This window comes from Rhodovibrio sodomensis (genome assembly GCF_016583645.1).
Taxonomy (GTDB): Bacteria; Pseudomonadota; Alphaproteobacteria; order Kiloniellales; family Rhodovibrionaceae; genus Rhodovibrio; species Rhodovibrio sodomensis.
Map to the genome: position 1 here is coordinate 42,596 of NZ_NRRL01000005.1, position 22,190 is coordinate 64,785.

Annotated in this window: 22 protein-coding genes; 13 read left to right on the forward strand and 9 right to left on the reverse strand. The window is 70.1% G+C overall.

From position 1 onward, the window contains the following. Positions 1 to 37 precede the first annotated feature (37 nt). The 3 genes from CKO28_RS04240 to proV form a co-directional block, all read right to left on the reverse strand. Positions 38 to 907: a glycine betaine ABC transporter substrate-binding protein gene (locus CKO28_RS04240; RefSeq protein ID WP_200339298.1), complete on the reverse strand. Its 870-nt coding sequence runs from the start codon at positions 905 to 907 to the stop codon at positions 38 to 40. A gap of 160 nt (positions 908 to 1,067) precedes the next feature. Then, positions 1,068 to 2,003 (reverse strand): ABC transporter permease, encoded by a 936-nt coding sequence (locus CKO28_RS04245; RefSeq protein WP_437127611.1) that lies wholly within the window; start codon positions 2,001 to 2,003, stop codon positions 1,068 to 1,070. Between the two features lie 4 nt (positions 2,004 to 2,007). Further along, the gene (proV, locus tag CKO28_RS04250; RefSeq protein WP_200339299.1) at positions 2,008 to 3,198 is read right to left on the reverse strand and encodes a glycine betaine/L-proline ABC transporter ATP-binding protein ProV; all 1,191 of its coding nucleotides are present in this window, start codon (positions 3,196 to 3,198) and stop codon (positions 2,008 to 2,010) included. Positions 3,199 to 3,723: 525 nt separating this feature from the next. Between proV and otsB the strand changes: the two genes are divergently transcribed. From otsB to CKO28_RS04275, 5 genes are all read left to right on the forward strand, one after another. After that, on the forward strand, positions 3,724 to 4,581 hold the full coding sequence (gene otsB / locus CKO28_RS04255) for a trehalose-phosphatase (RefSeq protein WP_200339300.1): 858 nt from the start codon (positions 3,724 to 3,726) through the stop codon (positions 4,579 to 4,581). A 133-nt stretch (positions 4,582 to 4,714) separates the two neighbouring features. Then, on the forward strand, positions 4,715 to 6,595 hold the full coding sequence (locus CKO28_RS04260; protein ID WP_200339301.1) for a glycoside hydrolase family 15 protein: 1,881 nt from the start codon (positions 4,715 to 4,717) through the stop codon (positions 6,593 to 6,595). Further along, positions 6,592 to 7,974 carry an alpha,alpha-trehalose-phosphate synthase (UDP-forming) gene (gene otsA / locus CKO28_RS04265; RefSeq protein ID WP_200339302.1) on the forward strand — a complete coding sequence of 461 codons (1,383 nt, stop codon included), beginning with the start codon at positions 6,592 to 6,594 and terminating at the stop codon, positions 7,972 to 7,974. The genes CKO28_RS04260 and otsA overlap by 4 nt, the downstream gene beginning before the upstream one ends. Positions 7,975 to 7,981: 7 nt before the next feature. Next, positions 7,982 to 8,941 carry a glucokinase gene (gene glk, locus CKO28_RS04270; RefSeq protein ID WP_200339303.1) on the forward strand — a complete coding sequence of 320 codons (960 nt, stop codon included), beginning with the start codon at positions 7,982 to 7,984 and terminating at the stop codon, positions 8,939 to 8,941. A gap of 195 nt (positions 8,942 to 9,136) precedes the next feature. Next, positions 9,137 to 10,042: a peptidoglycan-binding protein gene (locus CKO28_RS04275; protein ID WP_200339304.1), complete on the forward strand. Its 906-nt coding sequence runs from the start codon at positions 9,137 to 9,139 to the stop codon at positions 10,040 to 10,042. 21 nt (positions 10,043 to 10,063) lie between these two features. Here the strand turns inward: CKO28_RS04275 and CKO28_RS04280 are convergent, their stop codons facing one another. Together CKO28_RS04280 and CKO28_RS04285 are read right to left on the reverse strand one after the other, a co-directional pair. Next, positions 10,064 to 12,052 carry a M1 family metallopeptidase gene (locus CKO28_RS04280; RefSeq protein WP_200339305.1) on the reverse strand — a complete coding sequence of 663 codons (1,989 nt, stop codon included), beginning with the start codon at positions 12,050 to 12,052 and terminating at the stop codon, positions 10,064 to 10,066. Positions 12,053 to 12,234: 182 nt separating this feature from the next. Next, on the reverse strand, positions 12,235 to 13,284 hold the full coding sequence (locus CKO28_RS04285; RefSeq protein ID WP_200339306.1) for an SEL1-like repeat protein: 1,050 nt from the start codon (positions 13,282 to 13,284) through the stop codon (positions 12,235 to 12,237). Positions 13,285 to 13,619: 335 nt separating this feature from the next. Here CKO28_RS04285 and CKO28_RS04290 point away from each other — a divergent pair, with 335 nt between their 5' ends. Then, a complete protein-coding gene (locus CKO28_RS04290; RefSeq protein WP_200339307.1) occupies positions 13,620 to 14,645 on the forward strand; it encodes a rod shape-determining protein in 1,026 nt (341 codons plus the stop codon). A gap of 196 nt (positions 14,646 to 14,841) precedes the next feature. Then, positions 14,842 to 15,045 carry a YgaP family membrane protein gene (locus CKO28_RS04295; RefSeq protein WP_200339308.1) on the forward strand — a complete coding sequence of 68 codons (204 nt, stop codon included), beginning with the start codon at positions 14,842 to 14,844 and terminating at the stop codon, positions 15,043 to 15,045. A gap of 19 nt (positions 15,046 to 15,064) precedes the next feature. Here the strand turns inward: CKO28_RS04295 and CKO28_RS04300 are convergent, their stop codons facing one another. The 3 genes from CKO28_RS04300 to crcB form a co-directional block, all read right to left on the reverse strand. Continuing rightward, complete coding sequence (locus CKO28_RS04300; protein WP_200339309.1) at positions 15,065 to 15,472, reverse strand: GFA family protein; 408 nt, start codon at positions 15,470 to 15,472, stop codon at positions 15,065 to 15,067. Positions 15,473 to 15,563: 91 nt separating this feature from the next. Beyond that, positions 15,564 to 16,004 (reverse strand): VOC family protein, encoded by a 441-nt coding sequence (locus tag CKO28_RS04305; RefSeq protein WP_200339310.1) that lies wholly within the window; start codon positions 16,002 to 16,004, stop codon positions 15,564 to 15,566. 227 nt (positions 16,005 to 16,231) lie between these two features. Continuing rightward, positions 16,232 to 16,624, reverse strand: a complete 393-nt coding sequence (crcB, locus tag CKO28_RS04310) for a fluoride efflux transporter CrcB (RefSeq protein WP_200339311.1) — start codon at positions 16,622 to 16,624, stop codon at positions 16,232 to 16,234. A 191-nt stretch (positions 16,625 to 16,815) separates the two neighbouring features. Here crcB and CKO28_RS04315 point away from each other — a divergent pair, with 191 nt between their 5' ends. The 6 genes from CKO28_RS04315 (at position 16,816) to CKO28_RS28825 (ending at position 21,718) form a co-directional block, all read left to right on the forward strand. After that, a complete protein-coding gene (locus CKO28_RS04315; RefSeq protein WP_200339312.1) occupies positions 16,816 to 17,247 on the forward strand; it encodes a DUF4399 domain-containing protein in 432 nt (143 codons plus the stop codon). Positions 17,248 to 17,554: 307 nt separating this feature from the next. After that, positions 17,555 to 18,208: an LpoB-related protein gene (locus CKO28_RS04320; protein ID WP_242480330.1), complete on the forward strand. Its 654-nt coding sequence runs from the start codon at positions 17,555 to 17,557 to the stop codon at positions 18,206 to 18,208. A gap of 98 nt (positions 18,209 to 18,306) precedes the next feature. After that, positions 18,307 to 19,593: an outer membrane protein assembly factor BamD gene (locus tag CKO28_RS04325; protein WP_200339313.1), complete on the forward strand. Its 1,287-nt coding sequence runs from the start codon at positions 18,307 to 18,309 to the stop codon at positions 19,591 to 19,593. Positions 19,594 to 19,635: 42 nt separating this feature from the next. Beyond that, the gene (locus CKO28_RS04330; protein WP_200339314.1) at positions 19,636 to 20,145 is read left to right on the forward strand and encodes a putative periplasmic lipoprotein; all 510 of its coding nucleotides are present in this window, start codon (positions 19,636 to 19,638) and stop codon (positions 20,143 to 20,145) included. Continuing rightward, entirely contained in the window at positions 20,142 to 21,041 is a 900-nt protein-coding gene (locus tag CKO28_RS04335) for a hypothetical protein (protein WP_200339315.1), read from the forward strand. The genes CKO28_RS04330 and CKO28_RS04335 overlap by 4 nt, the downstream gene beginning before the upstream one ends. Positions 21,042 to 21,193: 152 nt before the next feature. Continuing rightward, positions 21,194 to 21,718, forward strand: a complete 525-nt coding sequence (locus CKO28_RS28825) for a glycine zipper 2TM domain-containing protein (RefSeq protein WP_200339316.1) — start codon at positions 21,194 to 21,196, stop codon at positions 21,716 to 21,718. Positions 21,719 to 21,853: 135 nt separating this feature from the next. Here CKO28_RS28825 and CKO28_RS04345 read toward each other — a convergent pair whose 3' ends face one another. Further along, the gene (locus CKO28_RS04345; protein WP_200339317.1) at positions 21,854 to 22,015 is read right to left on the reverse strand and encodes a hypothetical protein; all 162 of its coding nucleotides are present in this window, start codon (positions 22,013 to 22,015) and stop codon (positions 21,854 to 21,856) included. Positions 22,016 to 22,190 lie beyond the last annotated feature (175 nt).

Below are 22,190 nucleotides of genomic sequence, written 5' to 3' on the forward strand. Positions count from 1 at the left end.
TCGAGACGGGGCCGCGCGGGCCCCCTGGGTCGGGGTGTTACCCCTGGCTCGGCATTTCGCCGGTCACCCAGTAGTGCACGCGGGCCTCGTTGTTCTTGATGTAGGTGTCCACGGCTTCCTCGTAGGAGGTCTCCTGGGCATCGTACATCGCCGCCTGGAGGTCATCCAGCGGGATCCACATACGGGCCAGGGTCATCGCGGCGTCGATGTTGTCCTGATAGAAGCCCTGACGCGCGATCGCGTGGATGCGCTCGAAGCTACCCAGGGTGTTCTTCGGATCCTTCAGGTACTTCAGGTCGTACGCGCCGAACTTCCAGTGCGGGCTCCAGCCGGTCACGACGATCGGCTCCTCGCGGCGCACCGCGCGCTCGAGGGCCGCGGTCATGCCCGCGCCGCTGGAGGTCTGCAGGTTGTACATCTCGCCCAGGCCGTACTCCTTGATGGCCTTCTTGGACAGCCGGGTCAGACCGGCACCGGGATCGATGCCGGTGATCGTGCCGTCCAGCTTCTCGGCCATCTCCTGGGACTTCAGGTCGTTGATCGAATCCACGTTCATGTAGGTCGGCACGACCCAGCCCAGGCGGGCGTGGTCGTACAGGATGCCCAGGCTGACGACCTCGTCCTCGACCCTATCCATGTAGTCGGCGTGGGTGCTGGGCAGCCAGGACATCAGCATGACGTCGATGTCGCCCTGGGCGACGCCCTGGTACTGCGGCGCGATGCCGGTCTGGGTCAGGGTGACCTCTTCACCGACGCGGTTCTCCAGAACCTGGTGCGCCAGCTTGGTCACGAACTCCGCGTCCGACCAAGCGGTCCAGCCGATTTCGACTTCGGCCGCAGCCGGGCTCGCCGCCAAGGTGACGGCCGTGGTCGCCGCGATAAGGGTCTTCTTGCTATGGTTAAGCATCAGATCCTCCTCTGTTGCCTCTCTTCAAGGCTGTTCACCGCCCTCTTCGACGGGGCGATGGGGCGCCGACGGCCGGAACCGTACGGCTCCGATCGGCCGGCGCCCAGGTTGCAGCTTCACCGGCACTAACGCGCGTCGCAGGGCGCGTGTTCCAGCCCGATCAAGCCGCGCGACTGGTCTTAGCTTCCTGCTCGTCCTCGGCCGCGGGCTGACGGCCGCCCAACAGGCGGCGGACCTTGGCGACCAAGCCTTCGCCGTGGCCGACCTGGCCGATGCTCTGGGTCAGGCGGTCCAGCAGGATCGCCACGATCACCACGCCAAGGCCGCCCTCGAAGCCGAGGCCGACATTCAAGCGCTGAATGCCGGTCAGCACCACGTTGCCGAGGCCGCCCGCCCCGATCATGGACGCGATAACCACCATGGAAAGGGCCAGCATGATGGTCTGGTTCACGCCCGCCATGATCGACGGCAAGGCCAACGGCAACTGTACTTTCGTTAACAGTTGGCGGTCGGTACAGCCGAACGCAAGGCCCGCCTCGACGTTCTCTTTACTGACCTGGCGGATGCCCAGGTTGGTCAGGCGGACCGCCGGCGGCATGGCGAAAATTACCGTTGCGATCGTGCCCGGCACCTTGCCCAGGCCGAAGAACATCGCCGCCGGGATCAGATACACGAACGGCGGCATGGTCTGCATGAAGTCGAGGATCGGGCGGACCACCGCCTCGATCGTATCGTTCTTGGCCATCGCCACGCCGACCGGGAAGCCGACGACCAGCGCCACGAACGCGGCGGAGACGACCAGCGCCATCGTCGACACGGTCTCTTCCCAAAGGTTCATGCCCATGATCAGGAACATCGAGACCGCCACGAAGACGGCGAACTTCCAGTTCACGCGCCACAGGCCGATCGCGATCAGCAGGGCCGCCAGCACGAACGGGTGAAGCCACAGCAGGAAGTCCTCCAGCGTGGTCGACACCGCGCCGATCGCCGCGGAAATCGCGTCCAGCAGCGGCTGCAGGTTGTCCAGGATCCAGTTAACCAGCGCCTCGACCCAGGCGCCGATCGGGATCTTCACTTCCTTAACGAATTCCATCATGGCTTTAGCCTGCCCTGTCGAGAGTTTGCAGGAGGGCGGTCTTGGACACCGAACCCAGGTAGCGGCCATTCTCGTCGACGACCGGAACCGGGTGGGCGCTGTTGGCCACCTGGTGCAGCACGTCGGACAAGCCCTGGCTGGCCTTGACCGGCTGGGTGTCGGTCAGGAACGCGCTGGCGAGCTTGCCGTCGCCCTTCTTGGCGTTCGCCAGGCTCTCGGCGCTGACCATGCCCTCGAACTTCTGGTTCTTGTCGACCACCACCGCGACATCGCGGTCGGCGTTCTTGACCTGCTCGATCACCGCGTTGAGATCGTTGCCGCTGCGGTCGATCACCGACAGCTGGTTCTTGCGCGCGATGTCGCCGGCGGAGAACACCTGAGTGACGTCGACGCCCTTGAAGAACGAGCTGACGTAGTCGTCGGCGGGTTTGGTGACGATCTCCTCCGGGGTGCCGATCTGGACCACGCGGCCGTCTTCCATCACCGCGATCCGGTCGCCGATGCGCATCGCCTCGTCGAGGTCGTGGGTGATGAAGATGACGGTGCGCCGGCTCTGCTGCTGCAGGCGCAGCAGTTCGTCCTGCATCTCCGTGCGGATCAGCGGGTCGAGCGCGGAGAACGCCTCGTCCATCAGCATGATCTTGGGATCGTTGGTGAGCGCGCGCGCCAGCCCGACGCGCTGCTTCATGCCGCCGGACAGCTCGTCGGGGTAGGAGTTGGCGTTCGCCTTCAGCCCGACCGCCTCGAGCGCCTGCATGGCGCGCTTGTGGCGCTGCGTCCGCTCGATGCCGGCGACCTCCAGCCCGAACGCGGCGTTGTCGATCACCGAGCGGTGCGGCATCAGCGCGAACGACTGGAACACCATCGCCATCTTCTGCCGGCGCACCTCGATCAGGTGCTGGCGCGACATCTTGGTGATCTCCTCGCCCTCGATCTCGACGCTGCCGTAGGTCGGGTCGATCAGGCGGTTGAGCATCCGGACCATGGTGGATTTGCCCGAGCCGGACAGCCCCATGATCACGAACACCTCGCCTTCCTGGACCTCGAACGAGGCATCGCGGACACCGACCGTGTTGCCGGTTTCGGCGAAGATCTCGTCCTTGCCCTTGCCCTGCTCGATCAGTCGATAGGCTTCGGCGGGATTAGGTCCGAATATCTTATAGACGTTCTTGCAAACGAGTTGTGCGTTCGCCATTGCGTTTTCGGCCCCCTGTGGAACAAGCTGTCTTGTTATTAAATCCAGCGCGCCCAGCGTTATTATCGAATGCGGCGCGATGGATTGGCGGTCGACCGTCCCCCGTTCAATCACGGGATCGTTCTGCTAGGGCCAACGTTACCAGCCACCTAGGGTTCCCCGGCAACGGCGTCAAGCCGGCTGTCAAGGGGCGCACGCGTTGGAAGGCTGTGTCAGCGGCTGGCCGCGCGGCGCTTTCCGGGGTAACGGTCCCGGCGGGGAATTGCAAGGCACACCCTGGGCTGAAGGCGGAATCGCACGGCGCCCACCGGGGTGTGTTAGACTTCCAAACGGGGTGGCGCGGTCCCGGACGGTTGAACAGGTTCAGGTCCGCACGCGGGCAGGCCGGCCGCGTGACGAAAAACGGGGTGCGTCCCAAATCGGACCCGGGCTGGCCAGACCGGCCCGCCAGACCGGCGGGCCGCGCCGCCCGACGGCGTCCGTGCCGACGACGAGATGTCCACTGCGCGTGAAGGCAAGCAATCCATGAGCACACGCGATCCGGAGCGCCGGGCCGCCGTGCCCGGCGCCCGCGCGCCGGGCGGCGCACTGCCCGGTCCCGCGCCCGATCCGCTGGACCCGGCGGTCGAGCCCGGGCGCTGGGCGCTGTTCCTGGACGTCGACGGCACGCTGCTGGGCTTCCAGGGCCGGCCGGAAGACGTGCAGCTGCACGCCAGCCTGCGCGGCGTGCTGAACGCGCTCGACGCCGGGCTGGGCCACGCGGTCGCCCTGGTCAGCGGCCGCACGCTGGCCGATCTCGACCGCATCCAGGCGCCGTTGAAGCTGCCCGCGGCCGGCCTGCACGGCCTGGAGCGGCGGGACGCCGACGGCACGATCGACCATGGCGTCGAGGGCGCGGCGCTCGACCACCTGCGCGCCGGCCTGACCGACCTGGTGACCCGGCACGACGCGCTGTGGCTGGAGGACAAGGGCCGGGCGCTGGCGGTCCACTACCGCGCCGACCCGGCGCTACATGGCACCGTGCTCGACCGGGTGCACGCGCTGTGCGCGCGGGAGGCGCCGGACACGCTGGCCGTGCTGGACGGCAAGATGGTCTGCGAGGTCAAACCGCGCCACGCCGACAAGGGCTCGGCGATCCGCGGCTTCATGGCGCGACCGCCGTTCGCCGGACGGCTGCCGGTGTTCCTGGGGGACGACGTCACCGACGAGGACGGCTTCCGGGCGGTCAACGCGCTGGGCGGCCTGTCGATCCGGGTCGGCACGCAGCCGGCCGGCAAGCTGACCCACGCGGCCTACCGCCTGGCCGACGAACCGGCGGTGGAGGCCTGGCTGGACCGGGTGCGACAGGCGGTCGTGCCGGGCGCCCGGCCGCCGAACGGTTGAGCCGCGCCGTTGCAGCCCGCATAACGGAGCCGCACGAGGTGCGCTTCACCGCCGAGATTGGCGCCCGACAGCGCCTGAGGGCGAGCGCGATCCCAGAACCCGAGACCGGACCAGAACCCGAGACCGGACATCGATGGACAGCACCGCTTCCGATCCGACCGCGCGCCCTGTCGGCGCCCCCGATCTGACGCCCGCCGAGAGGCCGGTGCGGACCGATCTGGCGCAGACCGCGAGCGACCTGAACCTTGCGGTGATCGGCAACTGCGCCCACGCCGCGCTGATCGACCGGCGCGCACGGATCGTCTGGAGCTGCCTGCCGCGGTTCGACGGAGACCCGGTGTTCTGCTCCCTGGTCGACAACGACGATCACGCCGAGCGGGGCTTCTGGGACATCGTGCTGGACGGCCAGACCAACAGCGAGCAGGTCTACTGGCGCAATTCCGCCGTGCTGGAGACTCGCCTGTACGACGATCGGGGCGGCGGGATCGCGATCGTCGACTTCGCCCCGCGCTTCAAGCAGTACGACCGGACCTTCCGGCCGACCACGCTGGTGCGCCGGGTGCGGCCGCTGGGCGGGGCGCCGCGCATCCGGATCCGGCTGCGCCCGGCGTGCGACTACGGCCGGGCGCGCCCGGAGGTCACGCGCGGCAGCAATCACGTCCGTTTCGTCATGCCCGACATGACGCTGCGCCTGACCACCGACGTGCCGCCAACCTACGTGCTGGACGAGACGCCGCACATCCTGGAGCGCGAGATCACGCTGCTGCTCGGGCCGGACGAGAGCCTGACCCAGGCGGTCGGCGACACCGGCCGCGACTTCCTGGAGATGACCGACAACTACTGGCGGGAGTGGGTGCGCTTCCTGTCGCTGCCGTTCGAATGGCAGGACGCGGTGATCCGCGCGGCGATCACCCTCAAGCTGTGCTCGTTCGAGGAAACCGGCGCGGTGGTCGCCGCCCTGACCACCTCGATCCCGGAAGCCCCGGACAGCGGGCGCAACTGGGACTACCGCTATTGCTGGCTGCGCGATTCCTACTTCGTCGTGCACGCGCTCAACCGGCTGGGCGTGACCCGCACGATGGAGGGCTACCTGTCCTACATCACAAACATCGTCACAGGCCACGAGACCGGGCCGCTGCAGCCGCTGTTCGGGATCGTCCTGCAGCGCCGGCTGGACGAACGGCAGGAACTGGACCTGGCCGGCTACCGCGGCATGGGGCCGGTTCGGGTAGGCAACCACGCCTACATCCAGACCCAGAACGACGGCTACGGCGCGGTGATCCTGGCGGCCGCGCAGGCGTTCTTCGACAAGCGGCTCGCCCGGCCCGGCGACACCGCCTTCTACCGCCGTCTGGAGGCGTTGGGCGCGCAGGCGGTCGAGCTGTGGAACACCCCGGACGCTGGGCTGTGGGAGCTGCGCACCCGGGAGGCGGTGCACACCTTCTCCGCGCTGATGTGCTGGGCGGCCTGCGACCGGCTGGCGCGGATCGGCGCGCATCTCGGCCTGGACGACCGGGCGGCGTACTGGCACGGGCAGGCGACGGCGATCCGCGAGGCGATCCTGACGCACGGCTGGAGCGACGCGCAGAACAGCTTCACCAGCACGTTCGACGGCGAGGAGATCGACGCCAGCCTGCTGCTGATGCCCGAACTCGGGTTCCTGGAGCCGCGCGATCCGCGTTTCCTGGGAACGCTCGACCATGTGGAGCGGCGGCTGAGGCAGGGCTCGACCGTCTATCGCTACGCCGCGCCGGACGACTTCGGCGCCCCGGAGACGTCGTTCAACGTCTGCACCTTCTGGTACATCGACGCGCTCGCCGAGGTCGGCCGGGTCGACGAGGCCCGGCAGCTGTTCTGCGAGATGCTCGCCAAGCGCAACCATTTGGGCCTCCTGTCGGAAGACATCGACAGCGAGACCGGCGAGCTCTGGGGCAATTTCCCGCAAACCTACTCCATGGTCGGGCTGATCAACTCCGCCCTGCGCCTCAGCATTTCCTGGGAGGAGGCGTTTTGAGCCGTCTCGTCGTCGTCTCCAATCGCGTCGCCACCCCGCGCCACGCCCGCTCCGGCGCGCAGGGCGGCCTGGCCGTCGCCCTGCAGGCCGCGCTGGAGGAGCGCGGCGGGCTCTGGTTCGGCTGGAGCGGCGAGGTCGACGAGCAGCCCAAGCGCAAGCCGGACGAGTTCACCAGCGGCGACGTCAGCTACGTCACCAGCGACCTGACCCCGCGCGACTACGAGGAATACTACAACGGCTTCGCCAACCGCACGCTCTGGCCGCTGATGCACTACCGGCTGGACCTGACCGAGTTCAGCCGGCGCAACTACTCCGGCTACGAGCGGGTGAATTCCCTGTTCGCCGACCGGCTGCTGCCGTACCTGAAGGACGACGACGTCGTCTGGGTGCACGACTACCACCTGATCCCGATGGCGGATCAGCTGCGCCACGCCGGCTGCGCGCAGCGGATGGGTTTTTTCCTGCACATTCCCTGGCCGGCGCTGGAGGTCTTCCTGGCGCTGCCCAACCACCGCGACATCGTCAAGCAGATGTGCGCCTACGACCTGCTGGGCTTTCAGACCGAGCGCGACCTGGTGAACTTCCAGCACTATATCCGGGTCGAGGCTGGCGGGCGCGTCGAACCGGACGGGACCATTCTGGCGTTCGGCCGGCGGCTGGTCGCCGGTGCCTATCCGATCTCGACCGACACGCAGCGGGTCGTCGAGTTCGCCCGCGAGGCGGCGGACGCCCGGCAGACCCAGCGGCTGCGCGACTCGCTTCGCGGGCGCGACCTGCTGATCGGGGTCGACCGGCTGGACTATTCCAAGGGCCTGCTGCAGCGCTTCCGCGCTTTCGGCACGCTGTTGGAGAATTACCCGGCCAACCGCGGCCGGGTGGTGATGATGCAGATCGCCCCGCCGTCGCGCCAGGACGTGCCGGAATACGCCCAGCTGCGCCAGCAGCTGGAGAGCGAGGCCGGGCACGTCAACGGCGCTTATGCGGAGTTCGACTGGAATCCGATCCGCTACCTGAACAAGGGCTTCAGCCGGCGCATTCTGGCGGGCTTCCTGCGCCAGGGACGGGTCGGCGTGGTGACGCCGTTGCGCGACGGCATGAACCTGGTCGCCAAGGAGTACGTCGCCGCGCAGAACCCCGAGGATCCGGGCGTGCTGATGCTGTCCCGGTTCGCCGGCGCCGCGCTGGAACTGGACGGCGCGCTGCTGGTCAACCCCTACGACGCCGAGGGCATGGCGGAGGCGATGCAGACCGCGCTCGCCATGCCGCTGGAAGAGCGGCGCGAACGCTGGCAGTCGATGTTCCGCCGGCTGGAAACCCACGACGTCGACGCCTGGTGCAAGCAGGTGGTGGGCCAGCTGGACCGGGTCGCACGGGACTGAGGCGGCGATGGGCGCCGCGCTGCTGGCCGACATCGGCGGCACCAACGCCCGGTTCGCGCTGCGCCGGCCGGATGGGGCGCTGCGGCCGCTCGCCACCCTGCGCGTGCAGGATTACCCCGATCCCGCTTCCGCGATCGCGGCCGCGCTGGACGCCCGGCCGACCCCGGAACTGGCGGTGCTGGCCGTCGCGGCCCCGGTGCACCGGGCGCCAGTCCGCCTGACCAACGCCGGCTGGACGTTCGATCCGGCCAGCCTGCGCGCGGCGACCGGGATCGCCCGGTTCGAGGTGGTCAACGACTTCGCCGCGCAGGCCTGGGCGATCGGGCAGTTCGCCCCGCAGGACCTGCTGCCGATCGGCGGCGGCGACAGCCTGCCGGGGGCGGCGCGCGCGGTATTGGGCGCCGGGACCGGTCTGGGGGTCGCCGTCTGGCTGCCGGCGACCGCGGAGGCGCCAGCGCGCGTGGTATCGGGCGAGGGCGGACACGTCGCCCTGGCCGCGGAGGACGGCCGCGACGCCGCGCTGCTCGCCCGTTTGCGCCGGGCGGTCGGCGGGCGCGTCTCGGCCGAACGGATCCTGTCGGGCTCCGGCCTGGTCCTGCTCGCTCAAGCGGTCGCGCGCGAGGACGGCTTGCCACCGCCGCCGGACGATCCGTCGCGGATCACCGCCGGCGCGGCGGACGGCGATCCGACCTGCGCCGCCGCCGTGCGCCAGTTCGTCGCTTTCCTGGGCAGCTTCGCCGGCGACCTGGCGCTGCTCTCCGGCGCCTGGGACGGCGTCTACGTCGCCGGCGGCATCCCGCCGCGGATCGCGGGGTTCCTGCACGACGGGCCGTTCCGGTCCCGGTTCGAAGCGAAAGGCCGGTTCGCGGGCGAACTGGCGCGTATTCAGGTCCATCTGGTGGTGCGCGCCGACCCGGCGCTCCTGGGCCTGTCGGTGCTGGCCGAACGACTGGAGCGAGAGCGATGAAAGCCCAACCGGCTGTGATCGTGAAGTGGGCGCTCACTTCTTGAATAGCAAACAAGATTTAGCTGAAACGAGGTCCCATCCTCGAGCATCTGGCCTGGGCTGAGGGCGCTTGCCGGCCGGCCGCTGGCCGCCGTACCGTGCCGGGGGCGCCCGTTTGCTCCCGGGTGGCGCCTAAATTTGGAGTCGCGATCTGCCGTGCCCACCGTGCGCCGCACCCTGATCCCGATCCTGGCTGCCCTAGCACTCGCGCTGCCGACGGGCGCCGCAGCGCAGGACGGCGCACCCGCGCCGTCGGCGAGCGAGCGCGAGGCGGAACCGGGCGCCGAGACCGGTCGAGGCGCCGACGGCGGCGACACCGACACCCAGCAGCGCGACTGGCCGGGCGACCCGCTGGTGGCGCAGATCCAGCAGGGCCTGATGGACCTGGGCTACGACCTGAGCGTGGTCGACGGGCTGATGGGCCCGAACACGCGCACCGCGATCCAGGCGTTCCAGCAAGACCAGGGCATGACCGTCACCGGCGAGGCGACCGACGCGGTTAAGCGCGCGATCGCTCGGGAGAAGTTCCAGCGCACCCAGGAGGCCGAACGCCTGTGGCGCAAGGCCCGCCTATATCTGCGCGCATTGGGCTACCGGCCGGGCGACGGCGCGTTCGACAGCGACCGGGCGCAGGCCGCGCTGCAGCGCTTCGCCAACGACCACTGGCTGCAGCTGGAGACCACCTTCAACGCGCGTCTGGCCGACGTCATCAAGCGCGCCGCCGGGGCCGATCAGCTGGCCCAGCAGCGCCTGTGCGGACATCACCTGGACGCCGACCGCTATCAGGAAGCGTTCGAGTGGTGCCAGCGCGCCGCGCGCAACGAGGACCGCCGGGCGCAGTACATCGTCGGCTGGATGTACTACTACGGCAACGGCGTTGCGCGCGACTATGCGGCCGCGTTCAAGTGGTACCGGAAGGCCGCCCTGCGGGGCGATCCGCGGGCGATGACCTTCCTCGGCCTGATGTATCGCCAGGGCAAGGGCGTCGCCCGCAACCCCGACCGCGCGATCGCCTGGTACGAACGCGCGGTGGAAGCGCGCAAGCAGCCCGGCGGACAGTAGCGACGCGGCCCCGGCGCGCGCCTATTCGCCGAAGGTGCGGCTCAGCGGGTTGGCCCCGGTCGGCCAGGTACCCCGGGTCCGCAGCTGACCGTTCTGCATCACCAGCCAGCTGGCGCGCAGGTAGTACGGCAGCACCCGTGCGGCGCGCCCCAACTGGTCCGGCGCATCGGCCGCCACGGCGAGCGCGATCCGGCCGTCGGCCTGGGCGGTCCAGGCGCGCAGGTCACCCTTGCCGGCGACCGCTTTCGGCGGCGCACCGAAGCCGGCCTGCTGCATCACCCGCGCGACCTCGGCGCTCGCGCCCACGATCAGCAGCGGCGCCGTGGCTTCCGCCGCCGCCGACACAGACAAGGTCGAGACCGCGGTATCCAACAGCCGGCCGGCGAACCGCTCGGCCGTGCCGGGGTTGATCCCGGCCGTCACCAGCCGCGTTGCCGGGTTCAGGGTCAGGGCCCGCATCACCAGCGGCACCTGGCTGTCGGGCAGCGTCCGGAACAGGTCGTAGTCGGGATCGACGCGCACGGCCGTTGGCTTGGCGCGCAGGTCGATCTCACGGGTCACCCGGCCGCCGGTCAACGCCAGCGTCACGCGTTCCGGGCCGATCGCGGTCTGGATTTCAACCGGGACGCGCAGATCGTAGTGCGGCGCGTCCTGCGATAGGGCGATTTCGAGCTGCCAGCTGTCGTCGCCGCTCCGGATCCGTTCGGCACGGTCGAGCGACAGCGTCGGCGCGCCGGGCCGGGTCAGCCACTGCTGCAACACGCCGTCCAGTTGCTTGCCGCTGGCCGCCTCGAACGCCTGGCGCAGGTCGGCCCAGCTGCCGGTCTGGAACTTTCGGTACTGGTAGAACCGGCCGAGGCCCTCCCGGAAGGCCGCGTCGCCCAGCCGCTGGCGCAGCATGTGGAAGACCATCGCCGCCTTGTTGTACCCGGTTACCTGGGCGGCGTCGTGCAGCTTGCTGGTGAATTCCGCGAGCGGCTGTCGCCGGCTCTCCGGCAGGGCGGCGAAGTCGCGCAGCCACTCCTGGCGCAGCTGCCGCCCGGCGACGTCGCTGCGGGCGGCGGCCAGCCGGTGGTCGGCCTGATAGGTGGTCAGGCCTTCGGCCCAGTTGCCCTGGTCGACGGCGATCTCGACCGCGTTGCCCCACCAGGAGTGCAGGATCTCGTGCGCCAGCGAGCGGCCCTTCATGTACGGCAGGTAGAGGATCCGCGCGCTGACGTAGGTCGCGCCCTCGAAACCCAGGCCAACCGGGAACGGGGCGGCCACCACCGTGAACGCCGGGTAGGGATAGGCGCCGATCGCGTCCGCATAGTGGCCGAGGTAGTCCGCCGTGCGGTCGAGGTAGGTCCGCGCCAGTTCCGCCCGGTCCTGCGGAAACAGGGTGCGCAGTGTCACGCCGCCGACCGTGCGCGTCGTCTCGCGGTAGCGACCGGCGAACACGGTCGGGCCGTGGCTCGGGTAGTCGGCGCGGTAGACCGCCCGGTACCGGCCGCCGCGCTCGCTTTGCGACTGCCGGGCGCCGGTCACCAGGCCGGTCTGCGGGCTTGGGACGGTGAGCGTGACCTGGTAGCTGATCCGCGCGGCCGCGCCGCGCGGCAGCCAGCCGCTGCGCGCGGGCAGGACGCTGCCGTCCGGGCGGATGGTCGGGCCGACGCCCGCCCCCTGCCGGCCGATGTCGAGCGTTCCGGCGTAGGCGATCTCGACCGTGTGCTGGCCGGCCGCGCCCAGCATCACCGTCAATTGGTCTCCGTCGCGCCGGACCGGCTGGCTTTCCCCGTCGACCGCGACGCGCGAGACCTCGAGCGGCGCGCGCAGGAATAAGGTCTGTGCCCCGCTGCCGGACAGGCTGATCGTGTCGGTTGCCCGCAGCCGGTGCTCGGCCGGGCTGAGCGTCAGATCGACCGTATGGTGCACCGGCGCGGCCGCCGCCGCGGGCCCGACAGCGAGGCTCGCGGCAATCGGAACGACGGCCGCGAGCACGGCCCGGACGGGTCGGGGCAGCAACGCCAAGGTCGACCTCCTGATCGCGTGGACGGCGGTAGGTGGACGTGCGGCAAAGACGGCGCCCAGCCGTCGGGACGTGGGACGCACACGGGCAGACGGGTGACAGCCGACGATGAGGGAGGGTGGGGTCTCGGTCCGGCGGGATCAAGCTGCCAGCGGCCGCGCCGCCGGGCCCCCGGCCAGCTTGGCTACCCCGCGGTTCGCCGCGCGCGCGTCAGCAGTCGCTGCGCGGCGTCCAAGTCGGCGGCGCTCATCCGTTGGCGCAGCTGCTCCAGCAGCGGACCGGCGTTCTGGGAGCCGTTGTCGCGTGCGATCGTCAGCCAGGCGTAGGCGAGCGGATCGCTACGGTCGGTTCCGCGCCCCTCCAAGAACAGGGCGCCCAGATGCAGCTGCGCGCGGGCGTAGCCGGCGCGGGCCAGCGGCAGCCAGGCGCTGAACGCCGCCTGGTAGTCGGCATCCTGGTAGGCCTGGACCCCGGCGACCAGCCGGTTCGCCTGCCGGGTCGACGGGTCGATCGGGGACAGCGCGTCCGGGCCCGGCCGCGGGTCGGCGTCGACATCCGCCGGGCCGGCGCCCGCGACGGCGGGATCCGTCGCGGGCGCCGCGGCGGCCGCGCCATCGGCCGGCTCGGCATCCGCGGCCGTCTGTGCGTCCGCGGTCGTCTGTGCGTCTGCGGCCGGCCCGGCGTCGGCGGCTTCCGGTGCCGGGGTGTCGGTCGCCTCGGCCGTCTCGGCGGTCTGGGGCGCCTGCTGCGCGGCGTCGCCGTCGTCCGGCGCAGCATCGGAGGCCGCGGCGTCAGTCCCGGTGTCCCCGGTCTGCGTCGGCGTCTGTGCCGGTTCGCGCGCCTCGGCTGTCTGAGCGACGTCGGTGTCCGCGCGTGCTTCGAGCGCCGCGACCCGGGCTGCGAGCTCGCCGATTCGCGTCTGGGCGTCCGCGCGCGCCTGCTCCGCGGTTTCGGCGCGCTGCTGTAGCTCGGCGATCCGGGTGCGGGTCTCCGCCAGGTCGGCACGCAGGCGGTCGATCGTGGCCTGGGCGCGCCGCAGTTCGCCGGTCAGGTCGGCCGCCTCGCCGCGCGCCTGCTCCAACTGGCGGCGCAGCTGCAGCGCCGGCGGCGCCAATTCGCCGGCGACGCGCGTTTGGGTCGGGGCGAACGGGTCGGTGACCGCGCCCGCCAGATAACCGGCGGCCCCGAGCACCAGGGCCAGCAGCAGATAGGGAAGCGCGCGCGCGATCGACATGGCCCCTCTCGAATGACGCCCGATCTAATGCGGCGCCCATGCTAGGATGGCGCCGGAGTCTAAGATGACGGTGGGGTGCTTGCGGTCAACTTAAGAGTTCACGGCTCTGGGTCCCGTTTCCATGCGCCGATCGCCGCGGCGTCCCGCTCACGCATTTGGCTTAAAACCAACGGGCTGACCGCTGAAGATCACACGCACGGTCATCGACGAAGGCTTGCGTCCCCGGCCGGCAACGGCTAATCCCGGCGCTGGCCGGCCGGCGCTGCCCGCGCCCATGCGCGCGTGGCCGACCGCCGCCAACGGCAGCCACATTCGACGTTCCGGTTGGAGGGGGCATGCTTTCCTTCGGGTCTCGCGGCGGCGATCTCGCGATCGACCTGGGCACCGCCAATACGCTGGTCTTCGCCAAGGGCCGGGGGATCATCGTCAACGAACCCTCGGTGGTCGCGATCACCCAGCGCGGCGGCAAAACCCAGGTGCTCGCGGTCGGCGAGGACGCACGCCAGATGCTCGGCAAGACGCCGGAGCAGATCCGCGCGATCCGGCCGATCCGCAAGGGTGCGATCGGCGACTTCGAGGTCGCCCAGGCGATGATCGCCCACTTCATCCGCAAGGTTGCCAAGCGTCGCGGCTTCCGCCGGCCGCGCGTGGTGATCTCGACCCCGCAGGGCGCCACGCCGGTGGAGCGGCGGGCGATCCGTGAGGCGGCCGAGGGCGCGGGCGCCGGGCAGGTCTACCTGATCGAGGAACCGATGGCGGCGGCGATCGGCGCCAACCTGCCGGTGACCAGCCCGCAGGGCTCGATGATCGTGGACCTTGGCGGCGGCACGACCGAGGTCGCGGTGATTTCGTTGGGCGGGGTGGTCAACTCCGTCTCGGTGCCGGTCGGCGGCGACGACTTCGACGAAGCGGTGGGCGCCTACGTCCGCCGGCTGCACAATGTGGCGATCGGCGAGGCCACGGCGGAGCGGATCAAGCGCGAGGTCGGCAGCGCGCTCGAGCCGCAGGGGGAGGGCCGGTCGATCCAGGTGTCCGGCCGCGACCTCGTGACCGGGGTGCCCAAGGCGGTGACGGTCACCGAACTGGAGATCGCGCAGGCGCTGGCCGAGCCGGTGACGGGCGTGATTGAGGGGGTGAAGGACGCGCTCGAGCGCACCGCCCCGGAACTGGCGGCGGATATCGTCGACGGCGGTCTGGTGATGACCGGCGGCGGCGCCCTGTTGAGCCGGCTGGACGAGGCGATCCGCGAGGCCACCGGCCTTGCCGTCGTGGTCGCGGAGGATCCGCTGACCTGCGGCGTGCGCGGCGCCGGCCGGGCCCTCGACGAGATGAAGGCGATGCAGAACGTCCTGCAGGACTAGCTCTCGCCCCCGTGAAGACGGAATCCGCTCTCAACCCGTGTTGTGTGTCTGACCGCCGGCCCGGCGAGCCATCCGAGCGGCCGAACCCCGATGTAAGCGCGCTTGACGTTGGCCGGTCCCCGATCCGATATATATATTCAAAAGCGCTCATACGTTTTGGGTGCGGCCCACCCTGGGACATCGAGGAGATTTCGAGATGACGCTGGATCGGATCGTGATGGCGCTGATCGGCGCAATCGTCGTGGTGACGGTGATACTGAGCCAGGTGCATGCCACGGGTTGGCTATGGGTGACCGGCATTTTCGGTGCGCACCTGTTGCAGATGGCCTTCACCGGCTTCTGCCCGCTGGCGAAGGTGCTGAAGTCGATCGGCCTGAAGCCGGGCGCGGCGCTGAGCTGATCGGCCGCTAGCTAGCGAGCTAGCGGCGGTCCGGCTCGCCCGGGTACTGCTTGGCGTCCGGCGGGATTGGGATGCCCGGCAGTTTGCTGGCGGTCCAGATGTGCACGGCCTGCGACACATCAGGCGGTCGATCCATGCAGCCGCCTTTCAGCGTCACGGTCCCGTCGGGCGGGTGGCGCTCGTGCCACAGCCGACTGCCGCAGGTCGGACAGAAGTGGCAGATCAAGCGGGCGCCCGGCGTCGGCCGGGACCATCTGCGGGCCGTGCCACGAACGACCTGCAAGGCGGCTGCCGGGACATCGACCGAGATGCCGAACGCCGACGCGGACTGCCGTCGACACTCCGTGCAGTGGCAGACGAAGACGGCGCTCGGCTCGGCGTCGACCTGATACCGCACCGCGCCGCACTGACAGCCGCCTTCGATCAATCCACCCTCCCGGTCGGGATCATGGGCCTCCAGGGCCGGCGGGGCGCCGCCGCCGGCCCTGGAGCGCGAACCAGGGCCGGCCGGCGCGAGGTTACCAGCTGCCGGTGTTCTCCATCGACGCCCAGGGCTCTTTCGGCTCCTTGGCGTCGCCCTTCTGCAGCAGTTCGATCGAGATGCCGTCGGGCGACTTGACGAACGCCATATGGCCGTCGCGCGGCGGGCGGTTGATCGTGACCCCGCCGTCCATCATGCGCTGGCAGGTTTCGTAGATGTCGTCGACGCGGAACGCCAGGTGGCCGAAGTTGCGCCCGCCGGTGTATTCCTCCGGCGTCCAGTTGTAGGTCAGCTCCAGCATCGGAGACTTGTCCTGCTTGGCGCGCTCGACGTCCTCGGGCGCGGCCAGGAAGATCAGGGTCGCCTCGGCCTTCTCCAGATCGCGCCGGCTCATCTCCACGAGGCCGAGCTTGTCGCAGTAGAAGTCCAGCGACGCCGCGATGTCGCTGATCCGGACCATCGTGTGCAGGTATTCCATGGTGTCTCGGGCTCTCCTGTTCGCTTGGGACGAGGGCAATTCTGCGCAGGCGGGCCGCCGCCCGACAGATTGGCATCGGGCCGCTGGCTGACAAGCCGCCGGCCGATCCGCGAGCTAGCGCAAGATGCTGAAAGGTGAAGCCACCTCGCAGCTGAATCTTGCTCTCTCTTCGAGCAGTTAGAGCAAAATTCACGATGAAGGTCGGCTCGACCGTCATCGATTTTGCTCTAGCGCTGCGCCGCCAGCGCCAACAGATGGCCGAGCCAGGCGGCCAGGACGCACAGCGCCGCCGAGGCGCCGATGTAGGCGGCGGCCTTTACCACCTCGCCGTCGCGCAGCAGGTTGAGCGTCTGCAGCGAAAACGAACTGAAGGTGGTGAACCCGCCGAACAGGCCCAGCAGAAAGAACTGCTTGGTGAGCGGATGCGCCATCCAGCGGCCCTCCGGCGCGCTCAGGCTGGCAACCAGGCCGATCAAAAGCGAGCCCAGCACGTTCACCGCGAGCGTGCCCCAGGGCAGGCCGTCGCCCGCCAGGCGCCCGACCAGCACCGTGCCCCAGACGCGCGCGACGCCGCCCAGGGCGCTGCCCAGCGCCACCACCAGGGCCGTGCTCCAGCTCATCCGCCGTTCCGCTCCTTTGACCCGTGTCCCGCATCGGCGTCCGCGCGAGATGGAAACGGGATACGCCGCGCGCGCCGGGGATGCAAATGTTCGGGCAGCGCCTCTGGACCACCGGATCGCCCGTGATACCTCTTACGGTGTCGCCGAGAACGAGCATGCAATCCAGGCGACCAATCGGGGAGGTTCACGCCATGATCAAATATCTGACTGCCCTGGCCGCCGCGGCGGCCGTCAGCCTGCCGCTGGCCGCGGCGGCGCAGATGGACCGGACGCCGGCGCCCGAGGGGGCCAACGTCTACATCATCACGCCCAGCGACGGCGAGCGGGTCACCAGCCCGGTGACCGTGCGCTTCGGCGCCAACAACGTCGGCGTCGCGCCGTCGGGCGTCGATCACGAGAACACCGGCCATCACCATCTGCTGGTGGATACCGGCCTGCCCAACCTGAATTCGCCGATCCCGGCCGACGACAACCACATCCACTTCGGCGGCGGGCAGACCCAGACCACGATCGACCTGGAGCCCGGCGAACATACGCTGCGGCTCCTGATGGGCGACGCCAGGCACGTCCCGCACGACCCGCCGATTGCCTCGGCGACGATCACGATTACCGTGGCGGAATAGGCGCCGCGCACGCGCGGGCGGGACCCGCGGCGGTGCACCGCCGTGGGTCCGTTTCCGTGTCGGGCGGTCGGGCGATTGCACGTTGCGCTCGTGACCGTCTGTCGGGTTTAATCGCGCATTCGGTGCTGGCGGCGGAGTGCATCTAGAGCAAAATCGATGAACGTCGAGCTGGCCTTCATCGTGGATTTTTCTCTAACTGCTTGGAGAGAGAGCAAGATTCAGCTGAATGGTGGCTTCACGTTTTAGCATCTTGCTCTAACCGCGCCACCGGGACTTGGGGTGCCGGCGAACGGCCGGGCCCGGCAACATGACTTCAAGCGGGGACTTCATGCGCTTTTCGACCGCCGCGGCGGCACTTCTGGCGGGCTTGACGCTCGCGGCCTGTTCGACCGGCGTGGACAACACCGCCGGAACGCCGACCACCTATCAGGATCCGGAAACCCGCGGGGCCGTCAGCGGGATCGGCATCGAGTCGCAGGACATCGTCGCGATGACCGATCAGATGATGCGCGACATGCTGACCAACCCGCAGCTGACCGCCAACGGCGGCACGCCGCCGCGGGTGATCATCGACGGCGCCTATTTCGAGAACCGCTCCAGCCAGCGGATCGACAAGCAGCTGGTGGTCAACCGGCTGCGCGTCGGCCTGGCGCGCGCGGCCAACGGGCGCATGGTGTTCGTCGGTCGGCAGTATGCCGACGCGGTGGAGAAGGAGCGTGAGCTCAAGCGCGACGGCGTGGTCGACAGCGCCACCACCGGGCTTACCGAGGCGACGGCCGGCGCCGACTACCGGCTGGTCGGCACGATCAATTCGCTGGACGCCCGCGATAGCTCGACCGGGACGGCGCAGCGCTACAACCAGATCACCTTCGAGATGCTGGACCTGGAATACGGTACGATCGTCTGGAGCGGGATCTACGAGTTCTCCAAGGCCGCGCAGGACGACGTGATCTATCGCTGAGGCAGCCAGGCGGCCGGGTCCGGGGCCCGCCAGGGTCGCGGACCCGGCCGGCGTGCCATTGCAGTGGCGGGTGTCCAGCGGCGGGGTGGATAGAGTGCATGCGTAAAGCGATCGGAAAGCGCCGGCTCCACCGCCGGCTGGCCGGCGTATTGCTGGCGGCGACCGCGCTCTCCGGCTGCGCGGCGACGCAGCCGCACGAACGCGAGATCGAGGTGCCGCAAGCGGAGATGCAGAGCTACCTGTCGGACAAGCCGGGCGAGCTGCACCGCCTGTATGCCAAGGTGCTGACCCAGGGCGAGCGCAACGCGGTGCTGAACCATATGCGCGCCGGTCTGGCGGCGATGCAGATCGGCGCCTGGGAGGTCGCGGAACGGTCGTTCGATCAGGCGCTGCTCGGGATCGAGACGGTCTACGCCGACAGTGAGCAGGCGGAGGAAGCGCGCAGCACCTGGGTCAAGGAGAACTACAAGGCGTTCAAGGGCGAGCCCTACGAGCGCATGATGGCCTACTACTACCGCGGGCTTCTGTACCTGCGCGAGGGCGACTACGAGAACGCCCGCGCGTCGTTCAAGGGCGGCCTGCTGCAGGACACGCTGGCCCAGCAGGAGACCTACAGCCAGGACGTTGCCCTGCTGGCCTACCTGTCCGGCTGGGCGTCGCACTGTTCGCACGACCCGGGTCTGGCGTTCCAGGCGTTCGAGGAGGCGCAGGAGTACAACGCCGAGCTCGATCCGCCGGCGGACGACGCCAACCTGCTCCTGGTCGGCGAGACCGGGCTGGCGCCGCGCAAGGTCGCGGTCGGGGCGTACGACGAGGCGCTCGCCTTCGCGCGCGCCGAGGGCTTCGGCGACACGGCCGTGGAAATTGACATCGCCGCGGCCGACACCGAAGCCGCGCGGAAGGTCCAGCTGACCGAGGCGGAGGATGTCTTCTTCCAGGCGAACACCCGCGGCGGCCGGCAGATCGGCCAGATCCTCGAGGGCCAGGCGCGGTTCAAGGGAGCCAGCGACGCGGCCGGCGACGCCGCGATCCAGGGCGGCGCCGCGGCGATGTCGTACGGCGCCTACAGCGACAGCAACAACGCCATGGCGGCCGGGCTGGCGGTGATGGCGGCCGGCCTGATCGCCAAGGGCATCTCCGCCGCCACCCGGCCGGAGGCCGACCTGCGCGCCTGGGACAACCTGCCCGACCGGGTCCACCTGGCAGCCGTCGAAGCTGACCGGATGCCCCAGCAGGTGACCGCGCGCTTCATCGGCACCGGCGGCGCCACGATGGCCCGCACGACCGCCCCGGTGACCCAAGCGGGTCCTTGCGCGATCGCCTGGACGCGCGCCCACAGCGCCACCGACATCCCGGATGCCGCGCCCGGCAGCACCGCCAACTGATCGTCGCGCACGACGACGCACAAACCAGGAGCCCGACCGCCCATGACCCCGACCCCCACCACCTGCGTGCGACGATCCGCTGCGCTGGGCGGCCTGCTGCTGGCCGGCGCGGCGCTGGCGGCGTGCAGCAGCACCGTCACCCCCGGTCCGGCGTGCGACTTCCGCGCCTACAAGGAGCAACTGGCCGAGGCGGAGCAGACCGGCCCGGTGATGGTGCCGCAGACGCCGGGCGCGATCGCCGACATCCCGCTCAACGCCGTCAACGTCACCGACAAGGCGATCAGCAACAAGGTTCTGGTGCAGTCGACCAACGCCCAGCGTCTGCCGGGCGGCCAGGTCGAGGCGCGGACCCGGATCGTAAACTGCACCGACTTGGCCCTGCAGGTGGAGGGGCGCACCCACTTCCTGGACGACGGCCAGGGCGAGGTGGAGCCGCCGACCGCCTGGAAGCGCGTGCAGCTGGCCCCGCACACGATCGCCACCTACCAGGCGACCTCGACCCGCACGCAGGCGGTCGACACCTACTACATCGAGCTGCGGGAGGGGTCGTGAGCGCCCGCCGCCGTCGCGCGTGGCGGCGTCCCGGGCCAGCCCTCGCGGCCGGGCTGCTTGGCGTCGCCCTCGGGATCGCCGGAAGCCCGGCCGCGGCGCAGGACTACCGGACCAACCTGCCCACGGTACTCGACGGCGCCGGGCGCGAAACGCCCTCGGCGGAGCAGAGCGGGCCCGGCGCGGCGGCGATCCGGGCGGACTTCGCGCGCGCTTATGCCAACGTCGGGTCGCCGCGCATGGCGGTCTACTGGAACCGGCCGTTTTCCGACCGGTTGAGCCAGTGGGTCGCGCTCGGCCGCCTGCGTATCGAGCAGCGCGCCAGCGGGGCCGGCACCTTCGAGGGCAGCGACGGCCGGCAGGGCCGCATGCGGATGGAAAGCACCGAAAGCGCGAGCGTCGTGCTCGAAGGCAACGCGGGCCAGGACCAGCGCGACCGCCGGCTCGACCCGCTGGCCGCCGCGGAGTTCGAGACCGGCTTCAGCCGCCCGATGCTGGCCGGTGGCGCCGAGCTGGTCGACCGCGCCACCATCATGCGGGTCACCGAGAGCAACATCGGACGCGGCGCCGGGCAGGAACGGCTGGACGACGCCCAGCTGGTCGAAACCGAAGCGCTCAAGTCGTTCGCCGACCTGCTGGTGCAGATCACCATGCTGGACGACGCCGACGCCCCGCTGGACACGGCGTTCCGGGTGCGGGTGACCCGGATCACCGACGGGGTGATCGTGGCCGACATGGTGACGCGCGGGCGCAAGGAGCTGAAGAGCCAACAGCGCAGCTGGACCGCGACGGCCGGCGGGTACGTCGAGGACGGCCGGACCGAAAGCGTGCGGGTGGCCGCCCTCGGCCGTTTCGTCGCGCGCGAGACGATGCAGGCGCTGGCCGAGCGCTGGCGCTAGAGCGAGAAGCTGCAGGGTGGACCCACCGTTCAGCCGAATCTTGCCCGTTCTTCGGGGAGTTAAAGCTACGGGACCAACGGCTGCCAGCGCTTCCAGCGCGCCCAGCCGCCCGGTAGACTGATTGTATCCTGCAAGACCATGGGATCTCCGACATGACCCGGAAACACGATCGCCCCAAGCTTGGCTTCGCCGTCGCGGTGGCTGCTCTCGTAACGCTGGCCGCCTGCGGGACCGGACCGCGCGAGCAGGTCGGCGGCGTCCTGGGCGGGGCCGCCGGCGGTGTTGCGGGCGCGCAGATCGGCCAGGGCACCGGCCGGCTGGCCGCGACCGCGGCGGGGGCCGGGCTGGGCACGCTCGCGGGCGCCGCGGCCGGGCGCAGCCTGGACCGCGCGGCGACCACCCGGGAGGTGGCGACGCGCAGCGCATCCGGGCGTACGGTGGTCCGCCGGCTCGACCGGCCGGTTGCGGACCCGACCCGCCAGGTCCCGATCCCGGGCGCCCGCGTTCCGGGTAGCTTCTGGTCCTGGCTGCCGGACTTCGCCCCGCCGGCGCCGATGCGCAACGTCAAGCAGGCCGCCGCGCCGGCGCAGTCGGACGACTGCGTCCCGCTCGACGGCCCGCGGCTGAAGCCGGCCTACCGCTGCACCACGGATGGTGTGACCTACATCGTCCAGTAGCCCGGAAAAATCCCCGCCGGGGCAGGGCACCCGGCGGGGGTCGCGGAAAGCTGGAGGGCGTCTTCATGGCGGCCGGCAGGATCGAAACATGACGGGGCGTGCGCGCCGGCACCGTACGCCCGTCGCGAGCCGGACTTACGTCAGCCCGCCCATCGCCAGTACACCCACCGCCAGCGGGGTGGTGAATGCCACCAGGGCGTACACCAAGTGCTTGAGTTTCACGGTGCCGCCCGCCATGTCGCCGACCGCCTTGTCGATCGCGTTGTACCGGTTGTCCATCGCCTGCTCGACCTGCATCTCGCCGTTCCTTCTGACCCGAGGTTTGCCGCGGCGTTCGCCATCGCCGCACCCCGCAAATTGGTAGAGCGAACAGCGGGCGTCAAAGGCGCATTTATCCGGTCCGAACACCCCCGCAATGGCGTGTGTGCATAACGGCCCGGTCGTGAAACATCGGTGTGAGCGCTGTACGTAC